The following is a 25,447-nucleotide window of genomic DNA, read 5'->3' as shown; positions in this document are numbered from 1 at the left end:
TGGATTGCCGCAGCTTTGGTATTACATCTGGCAGGACGGCTTGTTCTCGGAGGATTGAGATCATGACATCCGCCTATTTTTTCTTCTGGTACGTTCTACCATGGATCGTCGCTGCGATCGGTATGGGGATCGCCTTGTACTCGCGCTACAATGAACGGAAAACACGGCCCGACCGCCATCCGGCCGAATGATATCCGCGTCGGCATAAAACCCCGCGACACAAGCCGTCTCCCATGACATAAGGCAGCCGATTTCCCTTATTGCGAACCGGCAGCCATGATCCGCATCGAAAACATCAGCAAGTCGAACAGCCACCGCATTCTCTTCATCGAGGCGACCGCAGCCCTCAACAGGGGCGAAAAGATCGGTCTGGTCGGCCCGAACGGCGCCGGCAAGACGACGCTTTTCCGCATGATCACTGGCAGCGAAGAGCCGGATGAGGGGCAGGTCTCCGTCGATAAGGGCGTAACGATCGGTTATTTCAATCAGGATGTCGGGGAAATGTCGGGCCGCAGTGCCGTGGCGGAAGTCATGGAAGGTGCGGGGCCTGTCAGCATTGTCGCGGCGGAATTGCGCGAGCTGGAAGCCGCCATGGTCGATCCCGACCGCATGGATGAAATGGATCAGATCATCGAGCGTTATGGCGATGTGCAGGCCCGTTACGAGGAACTCGACGGTTATGGTCTGGAAGGCCGTGCCCGCGAAGTTCTGGATGGCCTGAGCTTTTCCCAGGAAATGATGGACGGCGATGTCGGCAAGCTTTCGGGCGGCTGGAAGATGCGTGTTGCGCTTGCCCGCATTCTTCTCATGCGGCCGGACGTGATGCTGCTCGACGAACCGAGCAACCATCTGGATATCGAAAGCCTGATCTGGCTCGAAGCCTTCCTCAAGGGGTATGACGGCGCATTGCTGATGACGTCGCATGACCGCGAGTTCATGAACCGCATCGTCGGAAAAATCATCGAGATCGATGCCGGATCGCTCAATTCCTATTCCGGCGATTACGGATTCTACGAAGAGCAGCGTGCACTGAACGAAAGACATCAGCAGTCGCAGTTCGAGCGGCAGCAGGCGATGCTGGCCAAGGAAATCAAGTTCATCGAGCGTTTCAAGGCGCGCGCAAGCCATGCCTCGCAGGTGCAGAGCCGCGTCAAGAAACTCGACAAGATCGAACGCGTCGAGCCGCCAAAGCGTCGCCAGACGGTCGCTTTCGAATTCCTGCCCGCGCCGCGTTCGGGGGAAGATGTCGTCAACCTCAAGGGCGTGCACAAGGCCTATGGCAGCCGCACGATCTATGAAGGCCTCGACTTCATGATCCGCCGCAAGGAGCGCTGGTGCATCATGGGCATCAACGGTGCCGGAAAATCGACGCTTTTGAAACTGATTGCCGGCTCGACAGAGCCCGATCAAGGCACGGTGGGCCTCGGCGCCAGCGTCAAGATGGGCTATTTCGCCCAGCATGCCATGGATGTTCTGGATGGTGAGCAGACCGTGTTCGAATGGCTGGAAAGCGAGTTTCCACGCGCCGGGCAGGGTTCGCTTCGCGCGCTGGCCGGCTGCTTCGGTTTTTCAGGCGATGATATCGAGAAGAAGTGCCGCGTGCTGTCCGGTGGTGAAAAGGCGCGTCTGGTGATGGCGGCCATGTTGTTCGATCCGCCGAATTTCCTCGTTCTCGACGAGCCGACCAACCACCTTGATCTCGACACCAAGGAAATGCTGATCAAGGCGCTGTCGGAATATGAGGGCACGATGCTGTTTGTCAGCCATGACCGTCATTTCCTGTCGGAACTGTCCAACCGTGTGCTGGAACTGACGCCGGATGGCATTCACCAGTATGGTGGCGGTTATACCGAATATGTCGAGCGTACCGGTTATGAGGCGCCCGGCCTGCACGTCTGATCGGTTACTACTGCGAATATGGAAAAGGCGGCCCGTCGAGGCCGCTTTTTGTATTCTCACGTCAGCGCAAAATCAGGCGCGCTCTTCCCAGATCTTTGCCAGTTCCACCAGCGTGGTGACGGCCTTGCCCATATCCTGATGGCTGACCCATTCCAGCGGCGAGTGGAAGGCGTGGCCGCCGGCAAAGATGTTGGGGCAGGGCAGGCCCATGGCGGTGAGGCGGGAACCATCGGTGCCGCCGCGGATGCTGCCGCGAACCGCCTTGATGCCGGTGCGTTCCACCGCTTCAAGCGCGTAATCCATGATCTGCGGGTGCTCAGAGAGCACGTTCTTCATGTTGCGGTACTGTTCTGTGACCTTGAACGTGTAGGTCGAGCCCGGATAGGTAGCCATGACCTCCTTGACGATGCCTTCGAGCAGCTCTTCCTTTTCGATCAGGCCGGCATCGACGAAATCGCGGATGATGAGGTGGATTGAGGCGCCTTCCATCGCGCCGGATACGCCGGTCGGGTGGATAAAGCCTTGCTTGCCCTTGGTGCTTTCAGGCGCCATGTCGCGCGGCAGTTTTGCAATGATATCGCCGGCGATGCGGATGGCGTTTTCCATTCGGCCGAAGGCAAAGCCCGGATGGATGGCGACGCCCTTGATCTCGATATCAACACCATCCGCCGAAAAGGTTTCGTCCTCGATATGGCCGGGCGTTTCGCCATCGACCGTGTAGCCGAAATCAGCGCCGAGTTTCTGGAGGTCTACTTTGTCCGTGCCGCGGGCGATTTCTTCGTCCGGGGTGAACAAAAGGCGGATGGCGCCGTGTTTGATATCGGGGTTGCTCATCAGGATTTCGGCGGCCGTCATGATTTCGGCCAAGCCCGCCTTGTCATCAGCGCCAAGCAGGGTCGTGCCGTCGGATGTGATGATCGTATTTCCGATATTGTTGGCCAGTTCCGGGTTGTCGCTGGCTTTGATGATGCGGCTCGTGTCGCCCGGAAGCACGATGTCGCCGCCCTGATAGTCTTCGATCACCTGCGGTTTGACGCCGGTGCCGGAAAAGTCGGGGGCGGTGTCCATATGTGAGCAGAAGCAGATAACCGGCACATTGTTCTTGGCCGAAGTGGCCGGAATGGTCGCGTAGACATAACCATGTTCGTCGAGATGGGCGTCGGTAATTCCGATCGCCTGCAATTCTTCCACCAGCAGCTTCCCGAGCGTCAGCTGCTTGGCGGTCGAAGGCTGAGTGGGCGAGGAGGCGTCCGACTGGGTGTCGATGACGACGTAACGGAGAAAACGGTCGAGGACGGTATCGGTCATATCGGGGAATCCATCATTGCCTTGAATGACAAAGATATAGCGGCCGCAGGCGCGGTCGGAAATGCCCAGATATTGGCATGGTACCCATGAGGCCGCATCGGTTTCATGATGGCCTCATGGGTGGCGTCCAGGCGAGCCTGTCACTCGTGGATCGTGTAGGATCCCATCTTGCAGAGATCCTGTGTGTCCTCGGTCGTGTCGAGATCGGAATCCTCCGTAAATTCGAAACGCATGTCGTAATTGCAGACGCGGCGACCGTCGGCGATAGTGATCTTCACGCTCTGGCCCGGCTCCAGAACATCCTGACCAAAAACGTCATCTTCCCAGTCATCGACGCCGTTCGGCGAAGTGTAAAAGCGCTCCAATGTGGAATTGGTCGCATTCTTGAGGGTGAAGACAAGGTCATCGGCGCGTGCCGAACCGACAGACGCGACGATGCCGGCAGCAATGGCTGCAGCGAAAGCGATTTTCTTATTCACGGAAAGTCTCCCAAGCCCAAAGTTGGACTAAATATTAGTAACACGAGCGTGAATTTCGGCAATAAATCCGTGAGTGAATGCTTAATAATCCGCAGACGCAGTGGTTGCAGAGTATAAGCTTCCACTTGCGCGGTGCGTCATGAGTTCTTACCTTCAATGCCAATGATCCGGCGGGTGCAAGCTGTGCGCCTGCCCAATGCTCGGGGTTCGAACCATGGATATCGAGAGAATTATGCGGTCCGTCGTGGCCGTGCGTGCCACCATTCCCGAAGATGCGTTCACCGCCGGCTCGCTCGGAACACGGCGTGAAGGCAGTGGTATCGTCATCCGCGAAAACGGACTGATCCTGACTATCGGTTACCTGATTACCGAAGCGGAAGATGTGTGGCTGACACTGCAGGATGGTCGGGTCGTACCAGCCCATCCAATGGCTTATGATCAGGAGAGCGGGTTCGGCCTCTTGCAGGCGCTGGGACCGCTCGATCTGCCCGCAGTGCCGCTGGGTGATTCCGCCAAGGCGCAGGTTGGCGAACCGGTCGTGATTATTGATGGCACCGGCGATTATGTGCAGTCGGCGATCGTCGCCAAGCAGGAATTTGCCGGCTACTGGGAATATCTGCTCGACGAGGCGATCTTTATCGCTCCGGCGCATCCTTCATGGGGCGGTGCGGGCTTGTTCGATGCGGAAGGAACGCTGCTCGGTGTCGGTTCGCTGCGATTGCAGATGAGCCAGCGTAACGAAGTGACCGATATCAACATGGTCGTGCCGATCGATATTTTACGACCCATTCTCGACGAGCTTCTGAACCGCGGCGAGATCGACCGCGAGCCTCGGCCTTGGCTCGGTGCGTTTTCGGCCGAAAGTGACGGTGAGGTTGTCGTCATGAGTGTTGCCGAAGGTAGCCCCGCGGCGCAGGGCGGCTTGAAACGCGGCGACGTGATCTCCGAAATCCGCGATGGTGAAGTCGATGGGCTGGCCGATTTTTACCGAAAGGTCTGGAGCAGCGGTCCGGCCGGTGCACAGATTCCTATGCGGGTTCTGCGCGATGGCCGCGAAGCCTGGCTGCGCATCAGTTCGGCCGATCGCAACAGCTTCTTGAAAAAACCGTCGATCCAATAAGGGTGAACCCGTCGGTAACGGTGGTTTGGGTCTGCCCGGCAACAGGGCAGAGGCTTCTCGTGGTGATCTGAGATTTTCAAAACACCGGCGATTTGCGGGTCATACCGTCCGGGCGCTGAAAGCTGCGTCCTAATTATCACTCCAGCCTTTCAGCCGGACACCGCGCTTGACTTGAGCCGATCGTGCCGCAGACGCTGCGCTGCTCAACGACGCTTGCTTTGCTGCCGGGGCAGTCCGGAACCAATTCAGCCCGCAGCCTTGATCTCACGTACCAAAGCGTCGTCGATCTCCGTAGCGCGTTTGTAGGCCGGGCGCTCCGACAGGCGGCCGTAATAATCGACAAAAGCCTGACGCTTCTCGATCGTGCCAAACTGCAGGCCCCAGCCGATCTGCGAGCCGACGTAAACGTCCGCGGCGGAAAAACGATAACCGCCGACAAATTCATGGCTTGCGATGGCGCGCTCCAGGGTCGACATGACCTCGGTATAATTGCCGTAACCAACCATGCGTTCACGGTCGCTGGCAACTTCCACGCCGAGCGTCTTGTTGGTGACGGCGGCTTCAAGCGGGCCGGCGGCAAAGAACATCCAGCGGTAATAATCGCCACGTTCTTTTATCGGTGGCGCCAGATTGGCTTCCTGAAAGGCGTCCGCGAGATAGGCGCAGATGGCCGCGCATTCGGTTACCACCGTCTTGCCATGCACGATGGCCGGTACCTTGCCCATCGGGTTGACGGCCTTGTATTCGGGGTCCTTCATCGTGGTGCCGAACTGCATGATTTCGGCCTGATAGGGAACGCCGACTTCCTCCAGCATCCAGCGGATGATACGGCCACGCGACATCGGATGGGTATAGAACAGAATCTTTTCAGCCATTGTTTCCTCCATCGGGCATTAAAGGGTGAGGTGAAGCAGAGAGGCCACTCCGTTATGCGGATTTTATAGCGGCTTGCGATACTGGATGAAGCCGGGTGCCACCGCAACGCGGTCATAGAGACGGCGGGCCGTGGCATTGTCTTCCTGCGTCAGCCAGTACAGGCGGCCGGCATTCTTGTCGCGCGCGAGAAGCGCCACCTTCTCGATCAGGGCTTCACCGACGCCACGGCCACGCTGGCTTCCATCCACGTAAAGATCCTGCAGATAGCAGGTCGTATCCGGCAGCCATGTGGAGCGATGGAAAATGGCGTGCACGATGCCGACCATCCTGCCGTCATCAAAGGCGCCGAGCACATGCATCGGCTCGGCATCGTCGTGAAAGCGCGCCCAAGTAACGTCGTATTGCTCCTTGGGAAGTTCCGAGTCGTAGAAGCGCAGATAGGCTTCGAACAAAGGCTCCCAGCCCGCGCGATCGGACTGGATGAGAGGACGAATTTCGACACCAGCGGCCATGGGCACTCTCCCTGAAGCGTATGTTCGACAACATGCCAACATATCTCGTCAGCCTTCAATGCCAAAACCGTGATCAGGCAGAAAATCTTCACCTGCCGGTGTTATCGTAGCGCCCACTGGTTTGCTTTGGAGTGATGTATTGCCACAGGATCTGGTCGTGAGGGGGTCGCGTGGCTTGCATGCCTTATTGGCGTTGTTGGCCGTCATTTTGCTTGTCGTCCTCTTGCCGTTTATTTTCCAAAAGCTGGCGAAAGGCGGCTGGGTCGGTATCGACATGCTGTTGGTTGGCCTTGCGGCACTATGCATTGTTGGGCTGCCGCTTTTCCTGAAAGCTGCTTGGAAGCGGAAAGTTGAGCTTGTCGCATTCCATAAAGGATTGTTTTGGCCGGCTCTCCGGCCTGACGTCATTCCCTGGAACTGTGTGGAGAGCGTGTGTCTCAGTCATTCCGGGAAGACAACGATCGTGCAGATTGTCTTGTCCGCCGAAATCGAGGCGGAAATGCAAATGAAATGGCTAGCTCGTTTCGTGGTCGGGACCGGTGCACTCATGGGAAGTCGTGGCCGGCATTTCGGCGGACTGTGCAATCACAGCAAAAAGGAGATCGTGCATGTTATCGATGACTGGATACGCTACGAGACACGGCAAGCACCCAAGCGGCGTTATCGACCGGGGGCTTTCGATGCGGTGTTGCGGTTTCTGAGATGAGTTAAAGGCAGGGCAATAAAAAACGGCGGAACTTGCGTCCCGCCGTTTCGTGTCTTTCGAACAGCTCTGGCTTAGGCAGCCATGGCCTTCTGAAGATTCTCGTCGATCTTGTCGAGGAAGGCGGTGGTGGAGAGCCACGGCTGATCCGGGCCGATGAGCAGGGCCAGGTCCTTGGTCATGAAGCCGGCTTCGACCGTGTCGACGCAGACCTTTTCCAGCGTCGCTGCGAAGTTGGCCAGTTCGGCGTTGTCGTCCAGCTTGGCGCGGTGTGCGAGACCACGGGTCCAGGCGAAGATCGAGGCGATCGAGTTGGTCGAGGTTTCCTGACCCTTCTGGTGCTGGCGGTAGTGACGGGTCACGGTGCCGTGGGCAGCTTCTGCTTCGACGGTCTTGCCATCCGGCGACAGAAGAACCGAGGTCATCAGGCCGAGCGAACCAAAGCCCTGTGCAACGGTATCGGACTGAACGTCGCCGTCATAGTTCTTGCACGCCCAGACGTAACCGCCGGACCACTTCAGAGCCGAGGCAACCATGTCGTCGATCAGGCGGTGTTCATAGGTGATGCCGGCTTCGTCGAACTTTGCCTTGAATTCGGTCTGGTAGACTTCTTCGAAGATGTCCTTGAAGCGACCGTCATAGGCTTTCAGGATGGTGTTCTTGGTCGACAGGTAGACCGGCCACTTGCGCATCAGGCCGTACATCATCGAAGCGCGGGCGAATTCGCGGATCGATTCGTCGAGGTTGTACATGGCCATGGCAACGCCGGCGCTCGGAGCGTCGAAAACGTCCTTTTCGATGACCTGACCGTCTTCACCGACGAACTTGATCGACAGCTTGCCCTTGCCCGGGAACTTGAAGTCGGTTGCCTTGTACTGGTCACCGAAAGCGTGACGGCCGACAACGATCGGCTTTGTCCAGCCCGGAACGAGGCGCGGCACGTTCTGGCAGATGATCGGCTCGCGGAAGATGACGCCGCCGAGAATGTTGCGGATCGTGCCGTTCGGGCTCTTCCACATCTGCTTGAGGTTGAATTCCTTCACGCGGTCTTCGTCCGGCGTGATCGTCGCGCACTTGATGCCAACGCCGTGCTTCTTGATGGCGTGGGCGGCGTCAACGGTGACCTGGTCGTTGGTGGCGTCGCGGTTTTCGACCGAGAGGTCGTAATAGTCGATTTCAAGGTCCAGATACGGATGGATCAGCTTATCCTTGATAAACTGCCAGATGATGCGCGTCATTTCATCGCCGTCGAGATCTGCAACGGGATTGGCGACCTTGATCTTTTTCATATATCTGCCTCGTTCAAGAGATTGGAGGGAACGGCCGTTGAAAAACAGCCACACCCGGATGGAAAAACGGTCTTTGCGCATGCGCTATATCATCGCATTGACGTGACGCAAAGAGTTTGGGCGACGATCTCTTCAATGATTGTCATTGCCAAAATGCGCATGGCGATTAAGGTCGCAACAACGCTCTCACCTCAAGGACTGATTTCGATGCGCACCCTTTCGTTCGCGCTGCTTTTCTCTGTCGCAGCCTCTGTTTCACAAGCCGCGGAGGCAACCGATCCGGTGAAGGAGGTGATGCGAATCACGTCCGAAAACTGGAAGAGCGCGGAAAGCGACTGGAAGTTCATTTTCGATGCCGATCCACTGTCAAAACTGTTCAGCAAGCGGTTTCAGGCGGCCTATCACGAAGCGGCAAAACATCCGGCCTATGACACCGACAACGGCCAGCCGGGTGATCCCTTCGGTTACGACGTGATCACCAATTCGCAGGATGGCTGTCCGCTGCAGGATATGAAGCTGGAAGAGAAGCCGGGCAAGGATGGCGCCACCGATGTCGGCGTCAGCTTCAAGTTCTGGACCTGCATGGATGATGACGAGATCAAGAATTCCGTCGAGAAGGTGCATTTCGACGTGATCACGGAAGACGGTCATCCGGTCATCGACGACATTCATCGTTACGAGGATGACGAGAGCGATTCCGTTTATGCCGAGATGCAGGAACTGGCCAAGGGACAGTAATCCGGCTGTCGCCCATCCCGACGCAATGCTTGAAGCGCGCGAACATGCGCGCTATTGCCGGCTGACCATTTTATAAGAAGAACCGGAAAAATACATGTCTGGCACCAATAGCGAACGCGTCCTGATCGCCGAAGGCCCCGCCATCATTCTCGTCGAGCCGCAGCTTGGCGAAAACATCGGCATGGTGGCGCGCGCCATGGCCAATTTCGGCCTCGCCGAACTGCGCCTCGTCAAGCCGCGGGATGGCTGGCCCAGTGAAAAGGCGCGCTCCGCCGCCTCCAAGGCCGATCACGTCATCGATGGCGCCAAGGTCTATGAGACGCTGGAAGAGGCGATCGTCGATCTCAACTTCGTTTACGCCACGACGGCGCGCGAACGGTATGGTTTCAAGCCGGTGCGTTCGCCGGTGGTTGCCTGCCAGACGCTGCAGCAGAAATTCAAGGCGGGTGAAAAGACCGGCATCCTGTTCGGCCGCGAGCGCTGGGGTCTCACCAACGAGGAAGTGGCGCTGGCCGACGAGATCGTTACCTTTCCGGTCAATCCCGCCTTTGCCTCGCTCAACATCGCCCAGGCCGTGCTTTTGATGTCCTATGAGTGGATGAAGTGCGGCATGGAGGATCATGCCGAGACGCTGTTCGACGCGCTTGATCAAAGCCCGTCCACCAAGGAACAGGTGTTCGGCATGTTCGAGCATCTGGAAGAGGCGCTCGATGCCCGCAATTATTTCCATCCGCCCGCGAAAAAGCCGAGAATGATCGACAATCTCCGCGCTGTGCTGACGCGGCGGGCCTTTACGAGCCAAGAAATCAGCGTGTTTCGCGGCGTGATCAATTCGCTCGATCGTTTCCCGCGGCAATGGCCACGAAAAGTCGTACCGCGGCAGCAGAAGGCGGAAAAGGGTGAGGCTACGGAGATCGAGGGGAATGACGGCGAATAATGTTTCGCGGCCGGTACTGGTGTTCGACTCAGGCATTGGCGGGCTGACAGTGCTGCGCGAGGCGCGCGTGCTGATGCCGGAACGCGGTTTCATCTATGTCGCCGACGATGCCGGTTTTCCCTATGGCGGCTGGGAGGAAGAGGCGCTGACCGCGCGTATCCTCTCGCTGTTCGAAAGGTTGCTTTCTGACTATCGCCCGGAGATCTGCATCATTGCCTGCAATACCGCGTTTACGCTGGCGGGCGCAGCGCTTCGTGAAAAATTTCCGGACATGACATTCGTCGGCACGGTGCCGGCGATCAAACCGGCGGCGGAGCGGACCCGTTCAGGCCTCGTTTCCGTTCTGGCGACGCCCGGCACCGTCAAGCGTGCCTATACGCGCGATCTCATCCAGTCCTTTGCCACGCAATGCCATGTGAGGCTTGTCGGCTCGGAGAACCTTGCCCGCATGGCCGAGGCCTATATTCGCGGCGAGGCGCTGTCGGACGACGAGATCCGCGCCGAGATTGCGCCGTGTTTCGTGGAGATGGACGGCAAAAAGACCGATATCGTCGTTCTGGCCTGCACGCATTATCCTTTCATGGCCAACCTTTTTCGCCGCCTCGCACCATGGCCCGTCGATTGGCTCGATCCGGCCGAGGCGATCGCAAGGCAGGCGCGTCGCAAAGTGCCGCTGGTCGATGGCGTCGAACATCCGGAAGAGTTCGACTTTGCCGTCTTCACCTCCGGTAATCCGGATTTTGCCACGCGGCGTCTGATGCAGGGTTTTGGCCTCAGCACGAATTGATGACGCTGCCGGAAGGGTTCCTGTTGCGATATGGCAACAGATTTCACTCCGAATGCAATTTTCGATTGCGGGGACTTGCGCCGCCAAAAAGCCCGTGCCATGTTCCCGACATCCGCAACTCAAACATAGGAGGCATGACATGACAGCACATTTTGCACACAATCGCCTCCATGGCGGATCCACCCGAACCATGCGCGGCAATGGCCTGCGCTATATGCTTCGAGTGGCATTCAAGGGCTGATAACGCCCGAAATCCGCCTTCCGGCATCCATTTATCTCAAAATCTGACGTAAACGGTTTATCCGTTCGGCACCTTTTGCCGTCCGCTTTTCCGTGCGCGTCGCCGACCTCGAAAGGACCTGGCCGCTTGCGCGCGCCGGGACGGAAAAGCTATGCGTGAATTACAATTAATGGTTGATGATGTACTAGAAGCCCAGCTGGAGGCGCTGTGGCGTCGCCACGGTCCGTGGGCGATTGTGAAGGGGCTGATCGGCGCGTCACTGCGGCGGCGAACGCCTTGGCGTGAAAATCATATCGACGACCTGAACAACTACATGCGTCGCGATATCGGTGCCCCCGAAATCATGCCTGAGGTCGACCGCGCCCTTCAGGCCCGATTTCTGCAATGGAGGGCCTACCCGTGAACGAAGAGCTAACCTGCCGTCAGTTGGCGTTGAAGGATATGGCAGACGCGTCGAATGTGTTTCGCCACGCATTCGACGCGCGGCTTCCATGGCTTGCAAGCCGTCACAGTCCGGAAGAAGACCTGGCTTTCTGGTCGGGCTATGTTTTTGCGAACTGCGCCATCTGGGGCGTAGGGCGGCAGGATGAACTCGTCGGCGTCATCGCTTTTCGCGAGAACTGGATCGATCAGCTTTATGTTCTGCCGCAGTTTCAGGGGCAGGGCATTGGCGCACGCCTGCTGAAGCAAGCAAAATCCGCACATTACGTGCTGAACCTTTGGACGTTCCAGCGCAATGTCGGGGCACGGCATTTTTATGAGGCGCACGGCTTTCTCGCGAGGCGAGAAACGGATGGTGCCGAAAATGATGAGCGCGAGCCGGATGTGCTCTACGAGTGGTGCCGATAATGTTGCTAAGCTTATCTTTATGCGATGCGGTTGCGCATGGTCGCGGGCTTTCGACACAAGGGTTTGGAGGCCTTTTATGATCTGGCACGACGAAGGGGATTAAGTCTGCCTACGCCGGAAAAGCGTGCGCGTATCCTCGGTTTGCTCGATGTCGCGGCGGCCCCTGCCGATTTGCACCCGCCCGGTTTCCGATTGCGTTCGCTCAAAGGGAATTGGCGCGTGACGTTTCGGTTTGTCGGGGCGGATGTCGAACTCATCGATTATCAGGACTATCGTTGAAGGAGCGCCGCATGATGAAGTCTCCGCAGGACCTCGGCGAGCTTCTACGTGACGATGTTTAGCTCCGCTTCAGCTTTCTGTGCCGGAGGCCGTTGAGCGGCTTGGAATGTCGTGTGTTGCGCCATCACGGTGTTGAATGGTCGAGCTGCCGTCAGTCCCGATCTGGCGATTCGTCCAGAAGGGGCCGGTGCCGGTACGGCGTGTTCATGATTCGCCGTGCAGGCGAGCTACGAACTGGCGCAGGCATGGAACGGGAGCAGCCGAAGATACGGCGGTTGGACGACGAAGCCGCATGATAACGATAGCTTGCCAGTTTGCGCATTCCATGGCTTGCTTACCTCCTTATGAGGAGAAAAATCCATGTCGATCGAACACTGGTTGGCCTTCGTTGCAGCTTCCGCCGTTCTTCTGGCCATTCCGGGGCCGACAATCCTGCTGGTCATCTCCTATTCGATAACGCACGGGCGCAAGGTTGCCAGCGCGACGGTCGCAGGCGTGGCGCTGGGTGATTTTACGGCGATGACGGCTTCCATGCTCGGACTTGGTGCCTTGCTGGCGACATCGGCTGCATTATTCACGCTGCTGAAATGGGTTGGTGCTGCCTATCTGATCTATCTCGGCATAAAGCTTTGGCGCGCGCCGGTGGCAGGGCAGGCGGTGGAGGATGGCGGCGCGGAAGCATCGGCGGTCCGGCCGTTGCGCGTGTTCCTTCACACCTACGCCGTCACGGCGCTGAACCCGAAAAGCATCGTCTTTTTCGTGGCCTTCCTGCCGCAGTTCCTGGATCTCACCAAGCCGCTATTTTTCCAGATGGCCGTGTTCGAAGTGACATTCCTCATTCTGGCGACCATCAATGCCTCGCTTTACGGCCTGCTGGCCTCAATGGCACGCGATACGATCCGCAAGCCGAAGGTGCAGACCATCGTTAACCGCACCGGCGGTTCGCTGATGATCGGGGCAGGGCTGTTGTCGCTCGGCCTCAAGCGGGCGGCGTGAGAAGCGCAGAAGCAAAGACTGTGCATTTCGTCTCTTGAACCGCGAAACGAATCCAGATCTCTGTTATAGGGCGGGAGTCGCGCCGGCGCTGAAATGTGTCCGTGGATCGCGGCTTCAATGATATCAATTCTTTAGCATTTCAGACGAGGGCAGTGCATTGCAGGTCGGCATCGATATGGGGAATCTGGCGGGAGGGGACGCCGCCAAGCTCGATATCGAAGAGCTGCTGGCGACCCGTCTTCTCGTTCAGGGCAATTCCGGTTCGGGAAAATCGCATCTTCTGCGCCGCCTGCTGGAACAGTCCGCGCCGTGGGTGCAGCAGGTCGTCATCGATCCCGAGGGCGATTTCGTTACCCTTTCCGACAAGTTCGGCCATGTTGTCGTTGATGGCGAACGCACCGAAGCCGAGCTTGCCGGCATTGCCAACCGTATCCGCAAGAACCGTGTCTCCTGCGTCCTGACGCTCGAAGGTCTGGACCTCGAAGAGCAGATGCGCGCCGCCGCCGCCTTCCTCAACGGCATGTTCGATGCCGATCGCGATTACTGGTATCCGGTGCTGGTCGTGGTCGATGAAGCGCAGATGTTTGCCCCCTCGGTCGGCGGCGACGTTTCCGAAGACGCGCGAAAAATGTCTCTCGGCGCGATGACCAACCTGATGTGCCGTGGCCGTAAGCGCGGTCTGGCTGGTGTCATCGCCACACAGCGTCTGGCAAAGCTTGCCAAGAACGTCGCGGCCGAAGCTTCCAACTTCCTGATGGGGCGCACCTTTCTCGATATCGACATGGCGCGCGCCGCCGACCTGCTCGGCATGGACCGTCGGCAGGCGGAGATGTTCCGTGATCTGAAGCGCGGCAATTTTGTAGCGCTTGGCCCGGCGCTGTCGCGTCGTCCGCTGCCAATCGTCATCGGTGCGGTGGAGACGTCTGCGCGCTCGTCCAGTCCAAAACTGATGCCGCTGCCGGATGCGCCGCAGGATGTCGAAGACCTGATCTTTACGCCGGACCCGGAAGAGTTCGCGCGCCCGCTGACGGCTGTGCGTCGCCCGACGCCGGCACCGCGCCCGACTACGGATATTCTGGCCGAACTTTCACGTTCTACACCGGCGATCATGCAGCCGGCACCATCCGAGCCGCGCGTGCCGGTGCCGGAACTGTCGGAAGAGGAACGTGAAGAACGTTTAGTGGCGGTGATGTCGGAAATCCTCGACGATCCGCAATCGGCCTATCGCACCGATGCCGTGCTCTATCAGGATTTTCTGGTGCGTGCGCGTATGCGCCGCCTGCCGGGTGCGCCGATCTCGCTCAGCGATTTCCGTCGCCGTACCGCGATCGCGCGTTCGGGCGTTGACGCGACAATGGCGGCAAGCGAGGCATGGGCAACCGTTCTGTCGCTCTCGAACGGCGTTTCGGACGATCTGCAGGGTGTGTTCCTGATGATGGCCAAGGCGGCGCTCGGTGGCGAACCTTGTCCGTCCGACGCCCGTATTGCGCGGGCCTATGGCACCCATTCGGCGCGTCGCGCCCGTCGTCTTCTCGGGTATTTCGAGGAGCAGGGGCTGATCGTTGTCCATACGGACTTTACCGGCAAGCGCATCGTCGCCTTCCCGGATCTGCAGGCCGAAACGGCGCCGGGCAGCGCCGAGGCGCCGGATGGCAATGACGCCAAGATCGCTGCCGAATAATAGCTTTTCCCGATTACGAATGCAGGTGCAGATGCGCCTCGACGGCTGCTGCAATGAAGGCGCGACGCGCGTCCTCCGGTGAGGCATGGCCGGCGAGCGCTTCCTCGCAGGCATGTTCCGCCCGTTCGAACTGGCTGCCGTGATAGGCCGGCCATGCATGGTCGAGCACATCCTTTGCCTGTTGGGTGCTGCCGATGGTGGCTTCCTGGCCCGTGTCGGGATCCTCGACGTGGATTGGTGCCGTCCAGCTTTCGGTCGTCTTGTGCTTGGGCATGTTGATTTCCTCCTGATATCAACATGGGAGGCCACCGGGCGCGTTCAATCAGCACCTTCTTATGCGCTTAACAAAGCGTAAGTGTTTGCGGGCGGCTGAGGCCGGAGTGTCAGGCTGCCGATAAGAGCCGAAAACCTGACCGTCGTCATCCTCGGGCCTGTCCCGAGGATCTGCTGCGGCTAGATATCGGTGACGTGGTTAGATCCTTGGGACAAGCGCAAGGATGACGATGCCGGCGATTGGAAAGTCGTCATCGAGCTGAGGCCTCGGCAGGTTATGCCGGGGCCTCTCGCCTGAAGCATGGGCGGATGCGGTTGCCCTTATGCTTCCTGTTTTTCGTTTCTTGTCGCCCAGAGTGAGCCGATAATGCCGGCAGCAAGGATCGAGACGGTCACGCCGAGCGAGATCGACGGCGGGATTTTGGCTATGCCCAGCATGTCGGCGACGAAGATTTTCGAACCCACGAAGATCAGTACCGCTGCCAGGGAATATTTCAGATAGGCGAAGCGGTGCATCAGGGCCGCCAGCGCGAAATAGAGCGCACGCAGGCCGAGGATGGCAAAGATGTTCGAGGTGTAGACCAGGAAGGGATCCGTGGTGATCGCAAAGATCGCCGGGATCGAGTCGACCGCGAAGACGAGGTCGGCCAGTTCCACCATGATCAGTGCCAGGAAGAGGGGCGTCACAAATGTCTTCAGCTTGCCGGTCTTGTCGTCTGCCTGTTTGACGAAGAAGCGTTCGCCATGCAGCTCCTTCGTCACCGGCAGGCGGCGGCGCAGGAATTTCAACATCGCATTGTTGCCGATATCGCTTTCGTCATGGTCGGACGAGACCAGCATCTTGATGCCGGTGAAAACCAGGAAAGCGGCAAACAGATAGAGAACCCAGCTGAAGTTTTCGACGATCATCGAGCCGCCGGCGATCATGATGCCGCGCAATACGATGACGCCCAGAATGCCCCAGAGCAGAACCCTGTGCTGGTAAAGTCGGGGAATGGCGAAATAGGAGAAGATCATCGCGATGATGAAGATATTGTCCATCGCGAGGCTTTTTTCGACGACGAAGCCTGTAAGATATTCGACGGCGGGTTGCTGGCCCTGCTGGAACCAGATCCACCCGCCGAAGGCGATGCCGATGGCGATGTAGAACGCCGACATCAGCATGCTTTCCTTCACGCCGATTTCCTTGGCATCCTTGTGGAGGACGCCGAGATCAAGCGCGAGAAGGCCGAGAACAAGCGAAATGAAGATCGCCCACATCCATGTGGGCGTGCCGAGAAAATCCATGTAAAGGAGTTCCATCAGTCAACCTTATCCGGACGAGGTTGGCTTTAAAGGGGATCCGACATCACGTATTGTCCGGTATACGCCAGAGGGGCCCGGATCCCACGACCAAGAATGGGCTGCGGCGCACAGCAATTCAATGCCGGCCTGTTGACATTTTGATGACATGTCCGTAATCACCCCGCCAACGCCGGGTGTCAAAGCCCGGTGTTTCAATGACATGTCCCGTGGCTTTCTCCGGTCGCTATCGTGAGAAGCCTGTCAGAACTTCCAAAAACGAGGTTCAGAGGAGGGCGTGTTTCCTTCATCCGGTTTGGCAACAAACCGGTGTAACAATCCGAAAGGAAATGCGATGAGCAAGCGCGAATCGTCCAAGTACAAAATTGACCGCCGTATGGGCGAAAACATCTGGGGTCGTCCGAAGTCCCCGGTTAACCGCCGCGAATACGGCCCGGGCCAGCACGGCCAGCGCCGCAAGGGCAAGCTTTCGGACTTCGGTGTGCAGCTGCGCGCCAAGCAGAAGCTGAAGGGCTACTACGGCGACATCCGCGAGAAGCAGTTCCGCGCGATCTACGAAGAAGCCAACCGCCGCAAGGGCGACACCGGTGAAAACCTGATCGGTCTCTTGGAATCGCGTCTGGACGCGATCGTATACCGCGCCAAGTTCGTGCCGACGGTCTTTGCTGCCCGTCAGTTCGTCAACCACGGCCACGTCACGGTCAACGGCGTTCGCGTCAACATCGGTTCCTACCGTTGCAAGGCCGGCGACGTTATCGAAGTTCGCCAGAAGTCGAAGCAGCTCGTAACGGTTCTCGAAGCCGTTTCGCTCGCTGAACGTGACGTTCCTGACTACGTCGAAGTCGACCACAACAAGATGGTTGCCACCTTCGCTCGCGTACCGTCGCTTTCGGATGTACCGTACCCGGTCATCATGGAACCGTCGCTGGTCGTCGAATTCTACTCGCGTTAATCGCGACGAAACTTTTCGAGAATGGCCCCGCAAGGGGCCATTTTTGTATCTGCCGTATGAAAAAGCCGCCTTGTTCCGAAGGCGGCTTTTTCGTTTTGTGCTTGCTGCTGTTGCCTATTGTTGAGTTTGGCGACGGCGCTTGCGGATAATTCGGGTGATGACGAAGCCGGTCCAGGCAAGAAACCCCAGAAAGCCGAGCGGCACGGTCGCCATGCCCAGCCAGCCGAGAATGAACAGGAAGGCCAGAAGCTCGCCGATATCGGTGCCGAACATCATGCAAGGGTAGCTGCCGGCTTCATCGACACGGCAGCCGGCCGCATCGGCAATCCAGAGGCTGGTGAGTGCCGAGATCAGCGGAAATAGGGCGAAGACGGCGATGGCGATGATCGTGGCGAAATAGGCCAGCACCGGATGGCGCTGGCCAAAACGCGGACGTTCCTTGCCGAGCGGACGCCTCACTTGGCGGTGGCTTTTTTCTTCTGTGGCTCGGTGGTTTCGGCTGCCGTCACCTTTTCGGCTGGCTGGCCGGCAACGGTGTCGTCCTTGGGCACTGCCGGACCCATGCGGTTCCAGGCGTCGAGGCCAGCGATCTTGTAGGCTTCGGCAAGCGTCGGGTAGTTGAACGTGTTCTCGACAAAGTACTCCACCGTGCCTTTGAGATTGAGCACGGCCTGGCCGATATGCACGAGTTCGGTCGCCGTTTCGCCGATGATGTGGACGCCGAGCAGACGGCGCGTCTTCAGCGAGAAGATCAGCTTCAGCATGCCGTTGTCGAGGCCCATGATATGGCCGCGCGACGTTTCGCGGAAGCGGGCGATACCGCATTCATAAGGAATGCCGCGCTCTTTCATTTCCTCTTCCGTCAGGCCGCAGGTGGAAATTTCCGGCACGGCATAGATACCGTAAGGGAAATACTTCTGCGGCTCCTTGCTGATGGCGCCGACGGCGACGCGGGCAGCGATGCGACCCTGTTCCATCGAGGTCGATGCAAGGCTTGGGAAGCCGACGACGTCGCCAGCGGCAAAGATGCCGGGCACGGAGGTTTCAAAGGTTTCCGGATTGACCTTGAGGCGGCCGCGACTGTCAGCCTCGAGGCCGGCGGCCTTGAGGTTGAGATTGTCGGTTGCACCCATGCGGCCGGCGGCAAACAGAACCATGTCTGCAACGATGCGGCGGCCGGTTTCGACGGTGACACTGACCTTGCCATCGGGCAGTCGCTCCACCTTTTCGGCCTTCTGGCCGAGCAGCAGCTTCATGTTGCGATCACGCAGCTGGTAGGTGAAATCCTCGACGATTTCCTTGTCGATGAAATCGAGCATGGTCGATTTCGGATCGATAACGGTGACGGCTGTGTCCAGCGCCGAAAAGATGGTGGCGTATTCGATGCCGATGACGCCGGCGCCGATGACCACCAGCGAGCGCGGCAGTTTTTCGATGTCCAACAATTCGTCGCTATCGAGAACGGTCTTGTTGTCGAAGGGGATATAATCCGGGCGGAACGGTTTGGTGCCGACGGCGAGCAGGATGCTGTTGCCTTGCACGTGCAGGATCTCGCCATCTTCCTTCTCGATCGCCATCGTGTCCTTGGAGACGAAGGTCGCCTTGCCGCGCATCAGCTGGACGCGGTTGCGCGAGAACTGGTGTTCCAGCACCTCGACCTCGTGGTCGAGCGTGATTAGCAGGCGGCGGCGCAGGTCTTCCGCGCTGATCTCCTGCTTGACGCGATAGGAGAGGCCGTAAAAACCGCGTTCGCGCCAGCCGGACAGATTGAGGGCCGTTTCGCGCAGCGTTTTGGAAGGAATGGTGCCGGTGTGGACGGAAACGCCGCCGACTCGTTTGCCCTGTTCAATGACAAGAACTTTTTTGTCCAGCTTGGCAGCCTGAATGGCTGCGCGGCGGCCTGCGGGGCCGCTGCCGACGACGATCAGATCATAGTGATTCATAAAATAGCTCCGGCTTGGTGTGCTCGGTCGAATGCGCAATATGGCGACCAATTGTCGCAATTTCTACAGTAATTTTCTAACGGATTGATTGCGGTTTGCCAGTTTTTTTACGCATGTGCACACGATTTGTGCAGTGCGAAAAATTGATGAAAAACTAGCTTGACGTGAATGGTGAAATGCCTTTGTCTTGAACCAATTCGAAATTGGTTCAATGAATGGTCCGGCAGTGAGCGAAGCATCGCATGACAATTCCGCCTATGCTCTGGGGCGCCTGCGGGCGCTGATAGCCAGTGATACGCTGGCTGACGGCAAGCTGCCGACCGAGCGTGCGCTGTCGGAAACGCTTGGCGTCGGCAGGCGCTCGGTTCGTCGTGCGCTGGAAGTGCTGGAGTCCGAAGGGCTGATCTGGCGCCGTCAGGGAGCGGGAACCTTTGTCGGCGAAAAACCCGACGACTGGGGCAATCATGTCGACGCGCTGGTCGCCGGCACCGACATGCTGGAGATCATGGAAGTGCGATTGCGCATCGAGCCGCAACTGGCGCAGCTGGCGGCGATGCGCGCCAAACCCGCCGAAGTCGATCGCATGCGGTCGCTGGCCGAAAAGATCGGCCAGAGCACCGATGCCGACGCCAAGGAGCTGTGGGATGGCGCGTTGCATCGCCAGATCGCACAGAGTGCCGGCAACCAGTTGTTCCTGTCGATTTTCGATGTCGTCAACCGCATCCGTCAGGATGAGGTCTGGCAGTCGATCCGCGAACGCGCCCGTCGCGTCGGCAAGAATGCGCGTGCCTCCTATCTGCAGCACCATGCCATTGTTGATGCCATTGCCGAGCGTGATCCGGGCAAGGCCGGCGAGGCGATGCGCCAGCATCTGCTGATGCACCAGGCACGGCTGATCCGGGCAACCTCGCTGGACGAAGCGGGCATGACGGATGCGGACATCGCCGCGCTGGAAGCTCTTGATGACGAAGGAGATCAGCTCAGCGCTGCCTCCTGAGTTTTTCGAAATACCTGCCGCACCTTTTCGGGCGGCCAACAAGAACAATGCCAAAAACAGTGTCAAATCAGACCAGAGGAACGAATATGAAGAAATTTGCCAAGCTTACCTCGGCGCTGCTGGCCAGCGCATTTCTGGCCGCACCCGCCATGTCCGCCGAACTGCGCATCGGTCTCAATGACGATGCCGACGTTCTCGACCCGGCGCAGTCGCGTACCTTTGTCGGCCGTATCGTCTACACCTCGATGTGCGACAAGCTGGTCGATATCGACCAGAACATGAAGATCGTGCCGCAGCTGGCCACCGAATGGGCGTGGTCTGAAGACGGCAAAGTGCTGACCATGAAGATCCGCGACGGCGTGAAGTTCCACGACGGCGAGGTTCTGGATGCGGCGGCAGTCGTCGCCACCATCGAACGCAACATGACGCTGCCGGAATCGCGTCGCAAGAGCGAGCTTTCCTCCGTCGCCAAGGTTGAGGCATCAGGCCCGCTGGAAGTGAAGTTCACGCTGAAATCGCCCGACGTGACGCTGCTCGCGCAGCTGACAGACCGCGCCGGCATGATCGTCGCGCCCAAGGCAGCCAAGGAACTCGGCGCCAACTTTGGCTCCAAGCCTGTCTGCGCCGGCCCGTTCAAGTTCGTCGAGCGTATCCAGCAAGACCGTATCGTTCTGGAAAAATTTGCCGACTACTGGGACAAGGACAAGATCCTCGTCGACAAGCTGACCTTCCTGCCGATCCCCGATACCACGGTAAAGCTCGCCAACCTGCGTTCGGGTGATCTCGACATCGCCGAGCGTATCGCCGCCTCCGACGCGCAGTCGGTGAAGGATGATGCGAACCTCACCTATGCCGACGTTATCGGCCCCGGCTACATGGCCATGTATGTCAATATCAACAACGGTGCGCGCGCCGACAACCCGCTCGGCAAGGACAAGCGCCTGCGTCAGGCGTTCTCGCTGGCGATCGACCGCGAAGCGCTCGGCCAGATCGTCTACGAAGGCACGTCACTTGCCGGCAACCAGCCTTTCCCATCCACCAGCCCGTGGTTCAACAAGGACCTGCCGGTAGAGGCGCGTGACGTTGAAAAAGCCAAGAAGCTGATGAAGGAAGCCGGCTACGAAACGCTCGATATCGAGCTTCAGCACGCCAACAACACCACGCAGACGCAGGCCATGCAGGTCATCCAGTCGATGGTGGCGGAAGCCGGCTTCAATGTGTCGCTGAAGGCAACCGAGTTCGCTACGCTGCTTTCGGAACAGACCGCCGGCAACTACCAGCTTTCGCGTTCCGACTGGTCGGGCCGTATCGACCCGGATGGCAACATTCACCAGTTCGTCACCTGCAAGGGTGGCATCAACGACGTGAAATATTGCAACCCGGAAGTCGACAAGCTGCTCAATGAGGCCCGCACCTCGCAGGACGATGCGGTTCGCAAGCAGAAATATGATGCCGCCAGCGTCATCCTCGCCGACGACATGCCGATCATCTATCTCGGCCACAACCCCTATGCCTACGCCATCTCCAAAAAGGTCGAGGGTTTTTCCCCTTCGCCGGATGGCATGATGCGCCTGCTGGGCGTCTCCAAAAAGTAATCCGGACATACGATCGCCGCGCGGGCAACAACGTCCGCGCGGTCTCTCAAGTTACAAGAGGGCGATGACATGCCTGTCTATATCGGCAAGCGGCTTCTGGTCGCGATCCCGACACTGTTGATCATTTCGATCTTCGTGTTCTCGCTGCAGAAACTTCTGCCCGGCGACCCCATTCTCGCCATGGCGGGTGAAGAGCGCGATCCGGCAACGCTGGACTTCCTGCGCGAAAAATATCACCTCAATGATCCCGTGATCATGCAGTATTTCCGCTGGCTCGGCGCCATGCTGACGGGCGATTTCGGCATTTCCCTGCGTACCAACCAGCCTGTGCTGGAATTGATCGGCCAGAAACTGCCGGTAACGATCCAGCTTGCCGTGATGGCGATGATCTTTGCGCTGCTGATCGGTATTCCGACCGGCATTCTCGCCGCCGTCTACAAGAACCGCGCCATCGACTACATCGCCAATATCGTGGCGCTGTCGGGTCTTTCGGTTCCCAATTTCTGGCTCGGCATCATGCTTATCCTGCTGATCTCCGTGCAGCTCGGCTGGCTTCCGGCATCCGGTTACGAATCGATCTTTGTCGATCCGGTGCGCTCGATCAAAACCATGATCATGCCGGCCTTCGTGCTGTCGACGGCGCTGGCCGCACAGCTGATGCGCCACACGCGGTCCGCCATGCTCGGTGTGCTGAGTTCTGATTATATCCGCACCGCCCGCGCAAAAGGCCTGTCGCCGCGCGAGGTCATTCTCAGCCACACGTTCCGCAACGCCCTTTTGCCGATCATAACGCTGACAGCGCTTTTGTTCGGCGAGCTTCTGGCCGGCGCCGTTCTGACTGAGCAGATCTTTACCATTCCCGGTTTCGGCAAGATGACCGTCGATGCCGTCTTCACCCGTGATTACGCCGTGGTGCAGGGCATCGTCATGTGCACGGCCATCGGCTTCATCGTGATGAACCTGATTGCCGACGTGCTGTACGCGGCTCTCAACCCGCGCCTGAGGGCCACGCTATGACCGTTATCGAACAGACCGCACCGATCCTGAAACCGCGCGAAAAAAGCCGCGCCTGGCGCAAGATGAAGGCCAATCGTGGTTCGCTTGTCGGCCTGGTGATCATCGCCTTTTTCGCGATCCTTGCCATTCTGGCGCCGATCCTGCCGATCCCCGATCCGATTGCCACAAGCTGGGGCGCAATCCGCAAGGCACCGTCGGCCGCCCATTGGCTCGGCACCGACGATCTCGGCCGCGACATTCTCTCCCGCATGATCTGGGGTGCACGTGCCTCGCTGATGGCGGGTGTGGTGTCGGTGGCAATCGCCGTTGCCATCGGCGTGCCGTTCGGCTTGCTCTCCGGCTATTTCGGGGGTTGGGTCGATCAGGTCATCCAGCGTGTCACCGAAGCGCTCTTGGCCATGCCGTTCCTGATCACCGCCATTGCACTCGCCGCCTTCCTCGGCCCGAGCCTCACCAATGCGATGATCGCCATCGGTCTTTCCGCCATGCCGATTTTTGTGCGGCTGACGCGTGGTCAGGTTCTGGCGGTGAAGACGGAAGACTATGTCGAGGGCGCCCGTTCGGTCGGTCTCGGCCATGTCGACATCATGACGCGTTACATCCTGCCCAACGTGTTTGCACCGATCATCGTGCAGGCGACGCTGACGGTGGCGACCGCCATCATTGCCGAAGCCTCTCTGTCCTTCCTCGGTCTCGGCCAGCAGGCACCGGCACCCAGCTGGGGTTCGATGCTCAACGTCGCCAAGAACTTTCTGAGCCAGGCGCCATGGATGGCGATGTGGCCGGGTGCGGCAATCTTCCTCGTGGTTATCGGTTTCAATCTTCTCGGCGATGGCCTGCGCGATGCGCTGGATCCCCGCGAAAGCTAATTTATCCAAGGAATGCAAACATGAGTGACTTTACGACAAGGCCTGAAATCCTCGGCACGTTCGGTGTCGTCACCTCCACCCACTGGATCGCATCGGCGGTCGGCATGGCCATCCTCGAAAAGGGTGGCAACGCTTTTGACGCCGCCGTTGCCACAGGTTTCGTGCTGCAGGTGGTCGAGCCGCATCTGTGCGGCCCCGGTGGCGACATGCCGGCGATCATCTATTCGACCAAGAAGGACAAGGTCGAGGTGATCTGCGCACAGGGTCCGGCCCCGGCGGGCGCCACGATCGAGCATTACACCTCGGAAGGGCTGAAGCTGATCCCCGGCGACGGCCTGCTGTCGACCGTCATTCCCGGCGCCTTTGATGGCTGGATGCTGATGCTGCGCGACTACGGCACCATGTCCGTGCGTGAAGTGCTGGAACCGGCGATCTATTATTGCGAACACGGTCATCCGGTGCTGCCGCGCGTCTCCGCCACCATCAAGGGGCTGGCCGAGTTTTTCAGACAAGAATGGCCGACCTCCTACGAAACGTGGCTGCCGGGCGGTTCCGCGCCTGAGCCGCTTGAAAATTTCAAGAATCCGGTTCTGGCCGAAACCTGGAAGCGCATCATCCGCGAATCCGAGGCCGTGAGCGGCCGTGAGGCGCAGGTCGATGCGGCCCGCGACGCCTTTTATCGCGGCTTCGTTGCCGAGGCGATCGAGGACTTTTTGAAGACCGCCGAGGTGATGGATGCCAGCGGATCCAAGCACAAGGGCGTGCTGACCGCCGCCGACATGGCCGGCTGGAGCGCCACCATCGAGGCGCCGCAGACCTACGACTATCATGACTGGACCGTTGCCAAGACACCGAGCTGGGGGCAGGGACCGGTTCTGTTGCAGTCGCTGGCGCTTCTGTCGAAGATCGATCTGGCATCGATGGACCCGACCGGCCCGGAATTCGTGCACACCGTCGTCGAGGCGATGAAGCTCGCTTATGCCGACCGCGAAGTCTATTACGGCGATCCGGAATTCGCGCAGGTGCCGATGCAGACGCTGCTGTCGGATGCCTATAACGACGAGCGCCGCAAGCTGATCGGCACCGAGGCTTCCTATGAACTTCGTCCGGGAAAACTGCCCGGTTTCGAGAATCAGTACGACCTCACCATGTCGATGCTGGGCACGTTCAGCGGCAAGGGTGCGGTCTATGAGCCGACCATGGCGCATCTTTCGGAAAAGCGCGGCGATACCGTGCATATCGACGTCATCGACCGTTGGGGCAACATGGTGTCCACCACGCCGTCGGGTGGCTGGCTGCAGTCCTCGCCTATCGTGCCGGGCCTCGGTTTCGCACTCAATTCGCGTGCACAGATGTTCTGGCTGAAGGATGGCCTGCCGACCTCCCTCGCACCGGGCCGTCGTCCGCGCACCACGCTGACGCCGTCGCTGGCGCTGCATCAGGGCCGCCCGACGCTTGCCTTCGGCACGCCCGGCGGCGACCAGCAGGACCAGTGGCAGTTGCCGTTCTTCCTGCGCTACGTGCACCACGGCAAGAACCTGCAGGCGACCATCGACATGCCGCTGTTCCACACCACGCATTTTCCGGGCTCGTTTTATCCGCGCACCAGCCAGCCGGGCAATATCATGGTTGAAACGAGCGTCGGTGAGGCAGCACTCGGCGATCTGCGCAAACGCGGCCATGATGTGACGGTCGCCGATGCCTGGAGCGTCGGTCGCCTGACGGCTGCCAAGCGCGAGGCCGATGGTCTGCTGAGGGCGGCGGCCACGCCGCGGCTGATGCAGGCCTATGCGGTAGGACGTTAA

26 protein-coding genes are annotated in these 25,447 nt (G+C 59.1%); 17 read left to right on the top strand and 9 right to left on the bottom strand.

Going from position 1 to position 25,447, the window contains the following annotated elements; translation table 11 throughout:
- Positions 1–62: 62 nt before the first annotated feature.
- On the top strand, positions 63–191 hold the full coding sequence (locus GAO09_RS30290; protein ID WP_274379785.1) for a hypothetical protein: 129 nt from the start codon (positions 63–65) through the stop codon (positions 189–191).
- Between the two features lie 85 nt (positions 192–276).
- Positions 277–1,899 carry an ABC-F family ATP-binding cassette domain-containing protein gene (locus GAO09_RS25510; protein ID WP_153359085.1) on the top strand — a complete coding sequence of 541 codons (1,623 nt, stop codon included), beginning with the start codon at positions 277–279 and terminating at the stop codon, positions 1,897–1,899.
- A 72-nt stretch (positions 1,900–1,971) separates the two neighbouring features.
- Here the strand turns inward: GAO09_RS25510 and pepT are convergent, their stop codons facing one another.
- Both pepT and GAO09_RS25500 read right to left on the bottom strand, forming a co-directional pair.
- Positions 1,972–3,207 (bottom strand): peptidase T, encoded by a 1,236-nt coding sequence (gene pepT, locus GAO09_RS25505; RefSeq protein ID WP_153359083.1) that lies wholly within the window; start codon positions 3,205–3,207, stop codon positions 1,972–1,974.
- A gap of 140 nt (positions 3,208–3,347) precedes the next feature.
- Entirely contained in the window at positions 3,348–3,686 is a 339-nt protein-coding gene (locus GAO09_RS25500) for a hypothetical protein (RefSeq protein ID WP_324184756.1), read from the bottom strand.
- A 214-nt stretch (positions 3,687–3,900) separates the two neighbouring features.
- Here GAO09_RS25500 and GAO09_RS25495 point away from each other — a divergent pair, with 214 nt between their 5' ends.
- Entirely contained in the window at positions 3,901–4,806 is a 906-nt protein-coding gene (locus tag GAO09_RS25495; RefSeq protein ID WP_153359081.1) for a S1C family serine protease, read from the top strand.
- A 245-nt stretch (positions 4,807–5,051) separates the two neighbouring features.
- Here GAO09_RS25495 and GAO09_RS25490 read toward each other — a convergent pair whose 3' ends face one another.
- Together GAO09_RS25490 and GAO09_RS25485 are read right to left on the bottom strand one after the other, a co-directional pair.
- Positions 5,052–5,681 (bottom strand): glutathione S-transferase family protein, encoded by a 630-nt coding sequence (locus GAO09_RS25490; RefSeq protein WP_153359079.1) that lies wholly within the window; start codon positions 5,679–5,681, stop codon positions 5,052–5,054.
- Positions 5,682–5,744: 63 nt separating this feature from the next.
- On the bottom strand, positions 5,745–6,194 hold the full coding sequence (locus GAO09_RS25485) for a GNAT family N-acetyltransferase (protein WP_153359077.1): 450 nt from the start codon (positions 6,192–6,194) through the stop codon (positions 5,745–5,747).
- Between the two features lie 139 nt (positions 6,195–6,333).
- Between GAO09_RS25485 and GAO09_RS25480 the strand changes: the two genes are divergently transcribed.
- Positions 6,334–6,900, top strand: coding sequence for a hypothetical protein (locus GAO09_RS25480; RefSeq protein ID WP_153359075.1), 567 nt, complete (start codon positions 6,334–6,336; stop codon positions 6,898–6,900).
- A 71-nt stretch (positions 6,901–6,971) separates the two neighbouring features.
- Here GAO09_RS25480 and GAO09_RS25475 read toward each other — a convergent pair whose 3' ends face one another.
- Positions 6,972–8,186: an NADP-dependent isocitrate dehydrogenase gene (locus GAO09_RS25475; RefSeq protein WP_153359073.1), complete on the bottom strand. Its 1,215-nt coding sequence runs from the start codon at positions 8,184–8,186 to the stop codon at positions 6,972–6,974.
- A 207-nt stretch (positions 8,187–8,393) separates the two neighbouring features.
- Here GAO09_RS25475 and GAO09_RS25470 point away from each other — a divergent pair, with 207 nt between their 5' ends.
- The 7 genes from GAO09_RS25470 (at position 8,394) to GAO09_RS25440 (ending at position 14,694) form a co-directional block, all read left to right on the top strand.
- Positions 8,394–8,924 (top strand): hypothetical protein, encoded by a 531-nt coding sequence (locus tag GAO09_RS25470; protein WP_153359071.1) that lies wholly within the window; start codon positions 8,394–8,396, stop codon positions 8,922–8,924.
- Positions 8,925–9,018: 94 nt separating this feature from the next.
- Positions 9,019–9,861, top strand: a complete 843-nt coding sequence (locus GAO09_RS25465; RefSeq protein ID WP_153359069.1) for an RNA methyltransferase — start codon at positions 9,019–9,021, stop codon at positions 9,859–9,861.
- Positions 9,848–10,648 (top strand): glutamate racemase, encoded by an 801-nt coding sequence (gene murI, locus GAO09_RS25460; protein ID WP_153359067.1) that lies wholly within the window; start codon positions 9,848–9,850, stop codon positions 10,646–10,648. Before GAO09_RS25465 ends, murI begins: the two co-directional genes overlap by 14 nt.
- A gap of 392 nt (positions 10,649–11,040) precedes the next feature.
- Positions 11,041–11,292: a hypothetical protein gene (locus GAO09_RS25455; protein ID WP_153359066.1), complete on the top strand. Its 252-nt coding sequence runs from the start codon at positions 11,041–11,043 to the stop codon at positions 11,290–11,292.
- Positions 11,289–11,738 (top strand): GNAT family N-acetyltransferase, encoded by a 450-nt coding sequence (locus GAO09_RS25450; protein WP_324184754.1) that lies wholly within the window; start codon positions 11,289–11,291, stop codon positions 11,736–11,738. Before GAO09_RS25455 ends, GAO09_RS25450 begins: the two co-directional genes overlap by 4 nt.
- 639 nt (positions 11,739–12,377) lie before the next feature.
- Positions 12,378–13,013 (top strand): LysE family translocator, encoded by a 636-nt coding sequence (locus GAO09_RS25445; protein ID WP_153359062.1) that lies wholly within the window; start codon positions 12,378–12,380, stop codon positions 13,011–13,013.
- Positions 13,014–13,170: 157 nt separating this feature from the next.
- Positions 13,171–14,694, top strand: a complete 1,524-nt coding sequence (locus GAO09_RS25440; protein ID WP_153359060.1) for a helicase HerA domain-containing protein — start codon at positions 13,171–13,173, stop codon at positions 14,692–14,694.
- Between the two features lie 13 nt (positions 14,695–14,707).
- Here GAO09_RS25440 and GAO09_RS25435 read toward each other — a convergent pair whose 3' ends face one another.
- Complete coding sequence (locus tag GAO09_RS25435; protein WP_153359058.1) at positions 14,708–14,968, bottom strand: DUF982 domain-containing protein; 261 nt, start codon at positions 14,966–14,968, stop codon at positions 14,708–14,710.
- 320 nt (positions 14,969–15,288) lie between these two features.
- Positions 15,289–16,269: a TerC family protein gene (locus GAO09_RS25430; RefSeq protein WP_153359056.1), complete on the bottom strand. Its 981-nt coding sequence runs from the start codon at positions 16,267–16,269 to the stop codon at positions 15,289–15,291.
- 334 nt (positions 16,270–16,603) lie between these two features.
- Between GAO09_RS25430 and rpsD the strand changes: the two genes are divergently transcribed.
- On the top strand, positions 16,604–17,221 hold the full coding sequence (rpsD, locus tag GAO09_RS25425) for a 30S ribosomal protein S4 (protein WP_153359050.1): 618 nt from the start codon (positions 16,604–16,606) through the stop codon (positions 17,219–17,221).
- Positions 17,222–17,335: 114 nt separating this feature from the next.
- Here rpsD and GAO09_RS25420 read toward each other — a convergent pair whose 3' ends face one another.
- Entirely contained in the window at positions 17,336–17,680 is a 345-nt protein-coding gene (locus GAO09_RS25420; protein ID WP_153359048.1) for a hypothetical protein, read from the bottom strand.
- Complete coding sequence (gene sthA, locus GAO09_RS25415) at positions 17,677–19,164, bottom strand: Si-specific NAD(P)(+) transhydrogenase (protein WP_153359046.1); 1,488 nt, start codon at positions 19,162–19,164, stop codon at positions 17,677–17,679. Before sthA ends, GAO09_RS25420 begins: the two co-directional genes overlap by 4 nt.
- Before the next feature lie 211 nt (positions 19,165–19,375).
- On the opposite strand from sthA, the gene GAO09_RS25410 reads away from it, so the two are divergent.
- The 5 genes from GAO09_RS25410 to GAO09_RS25390 all read left to right on the top strand — a co-directional run bounded on the left by GAO09_RS25410 (position 19,376) and on the right by GAO09_RS25390 (position 25,447).
- Entirely contained in the window at positions 19,376–20,161 is a 786-nt protein-coding gene (locus tag GAO09_RS25410; protein WP_153359043.1) for a FadR/GntR family transcriptional regulator, read from the top strand.
- A gap of 86 nt (positions 20,162–20,247) precedes the next feature.
- Positions 20,248–21,756 carry an ABC transporter substrate-binding protein gene (locus GAO09_RS25405; protein ID WP_153359041.1) on the top strand — a complete coding sequence of 503 codons (1,509 nt, stop codon included), beginning with the start codon at positions 20,248–20,250 and terminating at the stop codon, positions 21,754–21,756.
- Positions 21,757–21,825: 69 nt separating this feature from the next.
- The gene (locus tag GAO09_RS25400; RefSeq protein WP_153359038.1) at positions 21,826–22,773 is read left to right on the top strand and encodes an ABC transporter permease; all 948 of its coding nucleotides are present in this window, start codon (positions 21,826–21,828) and stop codon (positions 22,771–22,773) included.
- Positions 22,770–23,642, top strand: a complete 873-nt coding sequence (locus tag GAO09_RS25395) for an ABC transporter permease (protein WP_153359037.1) — start codon at positions 22,770–22,772, stop codon at positions 23,640–23,642. The genes GAO09_RS25400 and GAO09_RS25395 overlap by 4 nt, the downstream gene beginning before the upstream one ends.
- A gap of 20 nt (positions 23,643–23,662) precedes the next feature.
- Positions 23,663–25,447, top strand: a complete 1,785-nt coding sequence (locus GAO09_RS25390) for a gamma-glutamyltransferase family protein (protein WP_153359035.1) — start codon at positions 23,663–23,665, stop codon at positions 25,445–25,447.

This window comes from Endobacterium cereale, from assembly GCF_009617585.1.
GTDB classification, from domain to species: domain Bacteria; phylum Pseudomonadota; class Alphaproteobacteria; order Rhizobiales; family Rhizobiaceae; genus Neorhizobium; species Neorhizobium cereale.
The sequence above is the reverse complement of the archived record's forward strand: the minus strand, read 5'-3'. Positions and strand labels throughout refer to the sequence as shown.

Coding starts and splice junctions, on each gene's coding strand:
- pepT (WP_153359083.1), bottom strand. CDS start 3,207: ATGACCGATACCGTCCTCGACCGTTTTCTCCGTTACGTCGTCATCGAC.
- GAO09_RS25475 (WP_153359073.1), bottom strand. CDS start 8,186: ATGAAAAAGATCAAGGTCGCCAATCCCGTTGCAGATCTCGACGGCGAT.
- GAO09_RS25490 (WP_153359079.1), bottom strand. CDS start 5,681: ATGGCTGAAAAGATTCTGTTCTATACCCATCCGATGTCGCGTGGCCGT.
- sthA (WP_153359046.1), bottom strand. CDS start 19,164: ATGAATCACTATGATCTGATCGTCGTCGGCAGCGGCCCCGCAGGCCGC.
- GAO09_RS30290 (WP_274379785.1), top strand. CDS start 63: ATGACATCCGCCTATTTTTTCTTCTGGTACGTTCTACCATGGATCGTC.
- GAO09_RS25435 (WP_153359058.1), bottom strand. CDS start 14,968: ATGCCCAAGCACAAGACGACCGAAAGCTGGACGGCACCAATCCACGTC.
- GAO09_RS25400 (WP_153359038.1), top strand. CDS start 21,826: ATGCCTGTCTATATCGGCAAGCGGCTTCTGGTCGCGATCCCGACACTG.
- GAO09_RS25410 (WP_153359043.1), top strand. CDS start 19,376: ATGAATGGTCCGGCAGTGAGCGAAGCATCGCATGACAATTCCGCCTAT.
- GAO09_RS25510 (WP_153359085.1), top strand. CDS start 277: ATGATCCGCATCGAAAACATCAGCAAGTCGAACAGCCACCGCATTCTC.
- GAO09_RS25405 (WP_153359041.1), top strand. CDS start 20,248: ATGAAGAAATTTGCCAAGCTTACCTCGGCGCTGCTGGCCAGCGCATTT.
- GAO09_RS25495 (WP_153359081.1), top strand. CDS start 3,901: ATGGATATCGAGAGAATTATGCGGTCCGTCGTGGCCGTGCGTGCCACC.
- GAO09_RS25465 (WP_153359069.1), top strand. CDS start 9,019: ATGTCTGGCACCAATAGCGAACGCGTCCTGATCGCCGAAGGCCCCGCC.
- GAO09_RS25395 (WP_153359037.1), top strand. CDS start 22,770: ATGACCGTTATCGAACAGACCGCACCGATCCTGAAACCGCGCGAAAAA.
- GAO09_RS25390 (WP_153359035.1), top strand. CDS start 23,663: ATGAGTGACTTTACGACAAGGCCTGAAATCCTCGGCACGTTCGGTGTC.
- GAO09_RS25445 (WP_153359062.1), top strand. CDS start 12,378: ATGTCGATCGAACACTGGTTGGCCTTCGTTGCAGCTTCCGCCGTTCTT.
- GAO09_RS25470 (WP_153359071.1), top strand. CDS start 8,394: ATGCGCACCCTTTCGTTCGCGCTGCTTTTCTCTGTCGCAGCCTCTGTT.
- murI (WP_153359067.1), top strand. CDS start 9,848: ATGACGGCGAATAATGTTTCGCGGCCGGTACTGGTGTTCGACTCAGGC.
- GAO09_RS25455 (WP_153359066.1), top strand. CDS start 11,041: ATGCGTGAATTACAATTAATGGTTGATGATGTACTAGAAGCCCAGCTG.
- GAO09_RS25485 (WP_153359077.1), bottom strand. CDS start 6,194: ATGGCCGCTGGTGTCGAAATTCGTCCTCTCATCCAGTCCGATCGCGCG.
- GAO09_RS25430 (WP_153359056.1), bottom strand. CDS start 16,269: ATGGAACTCCTTTACATGGATTTTCTCGGCACGCCCACATGGATGTGG.
- rpsD (WP_153359050.1), top strand. CDS start 16,604: ATGAGCAAGCGCGAATCGTCCAAGTACAAAATTGACCGCCGTATGGGC.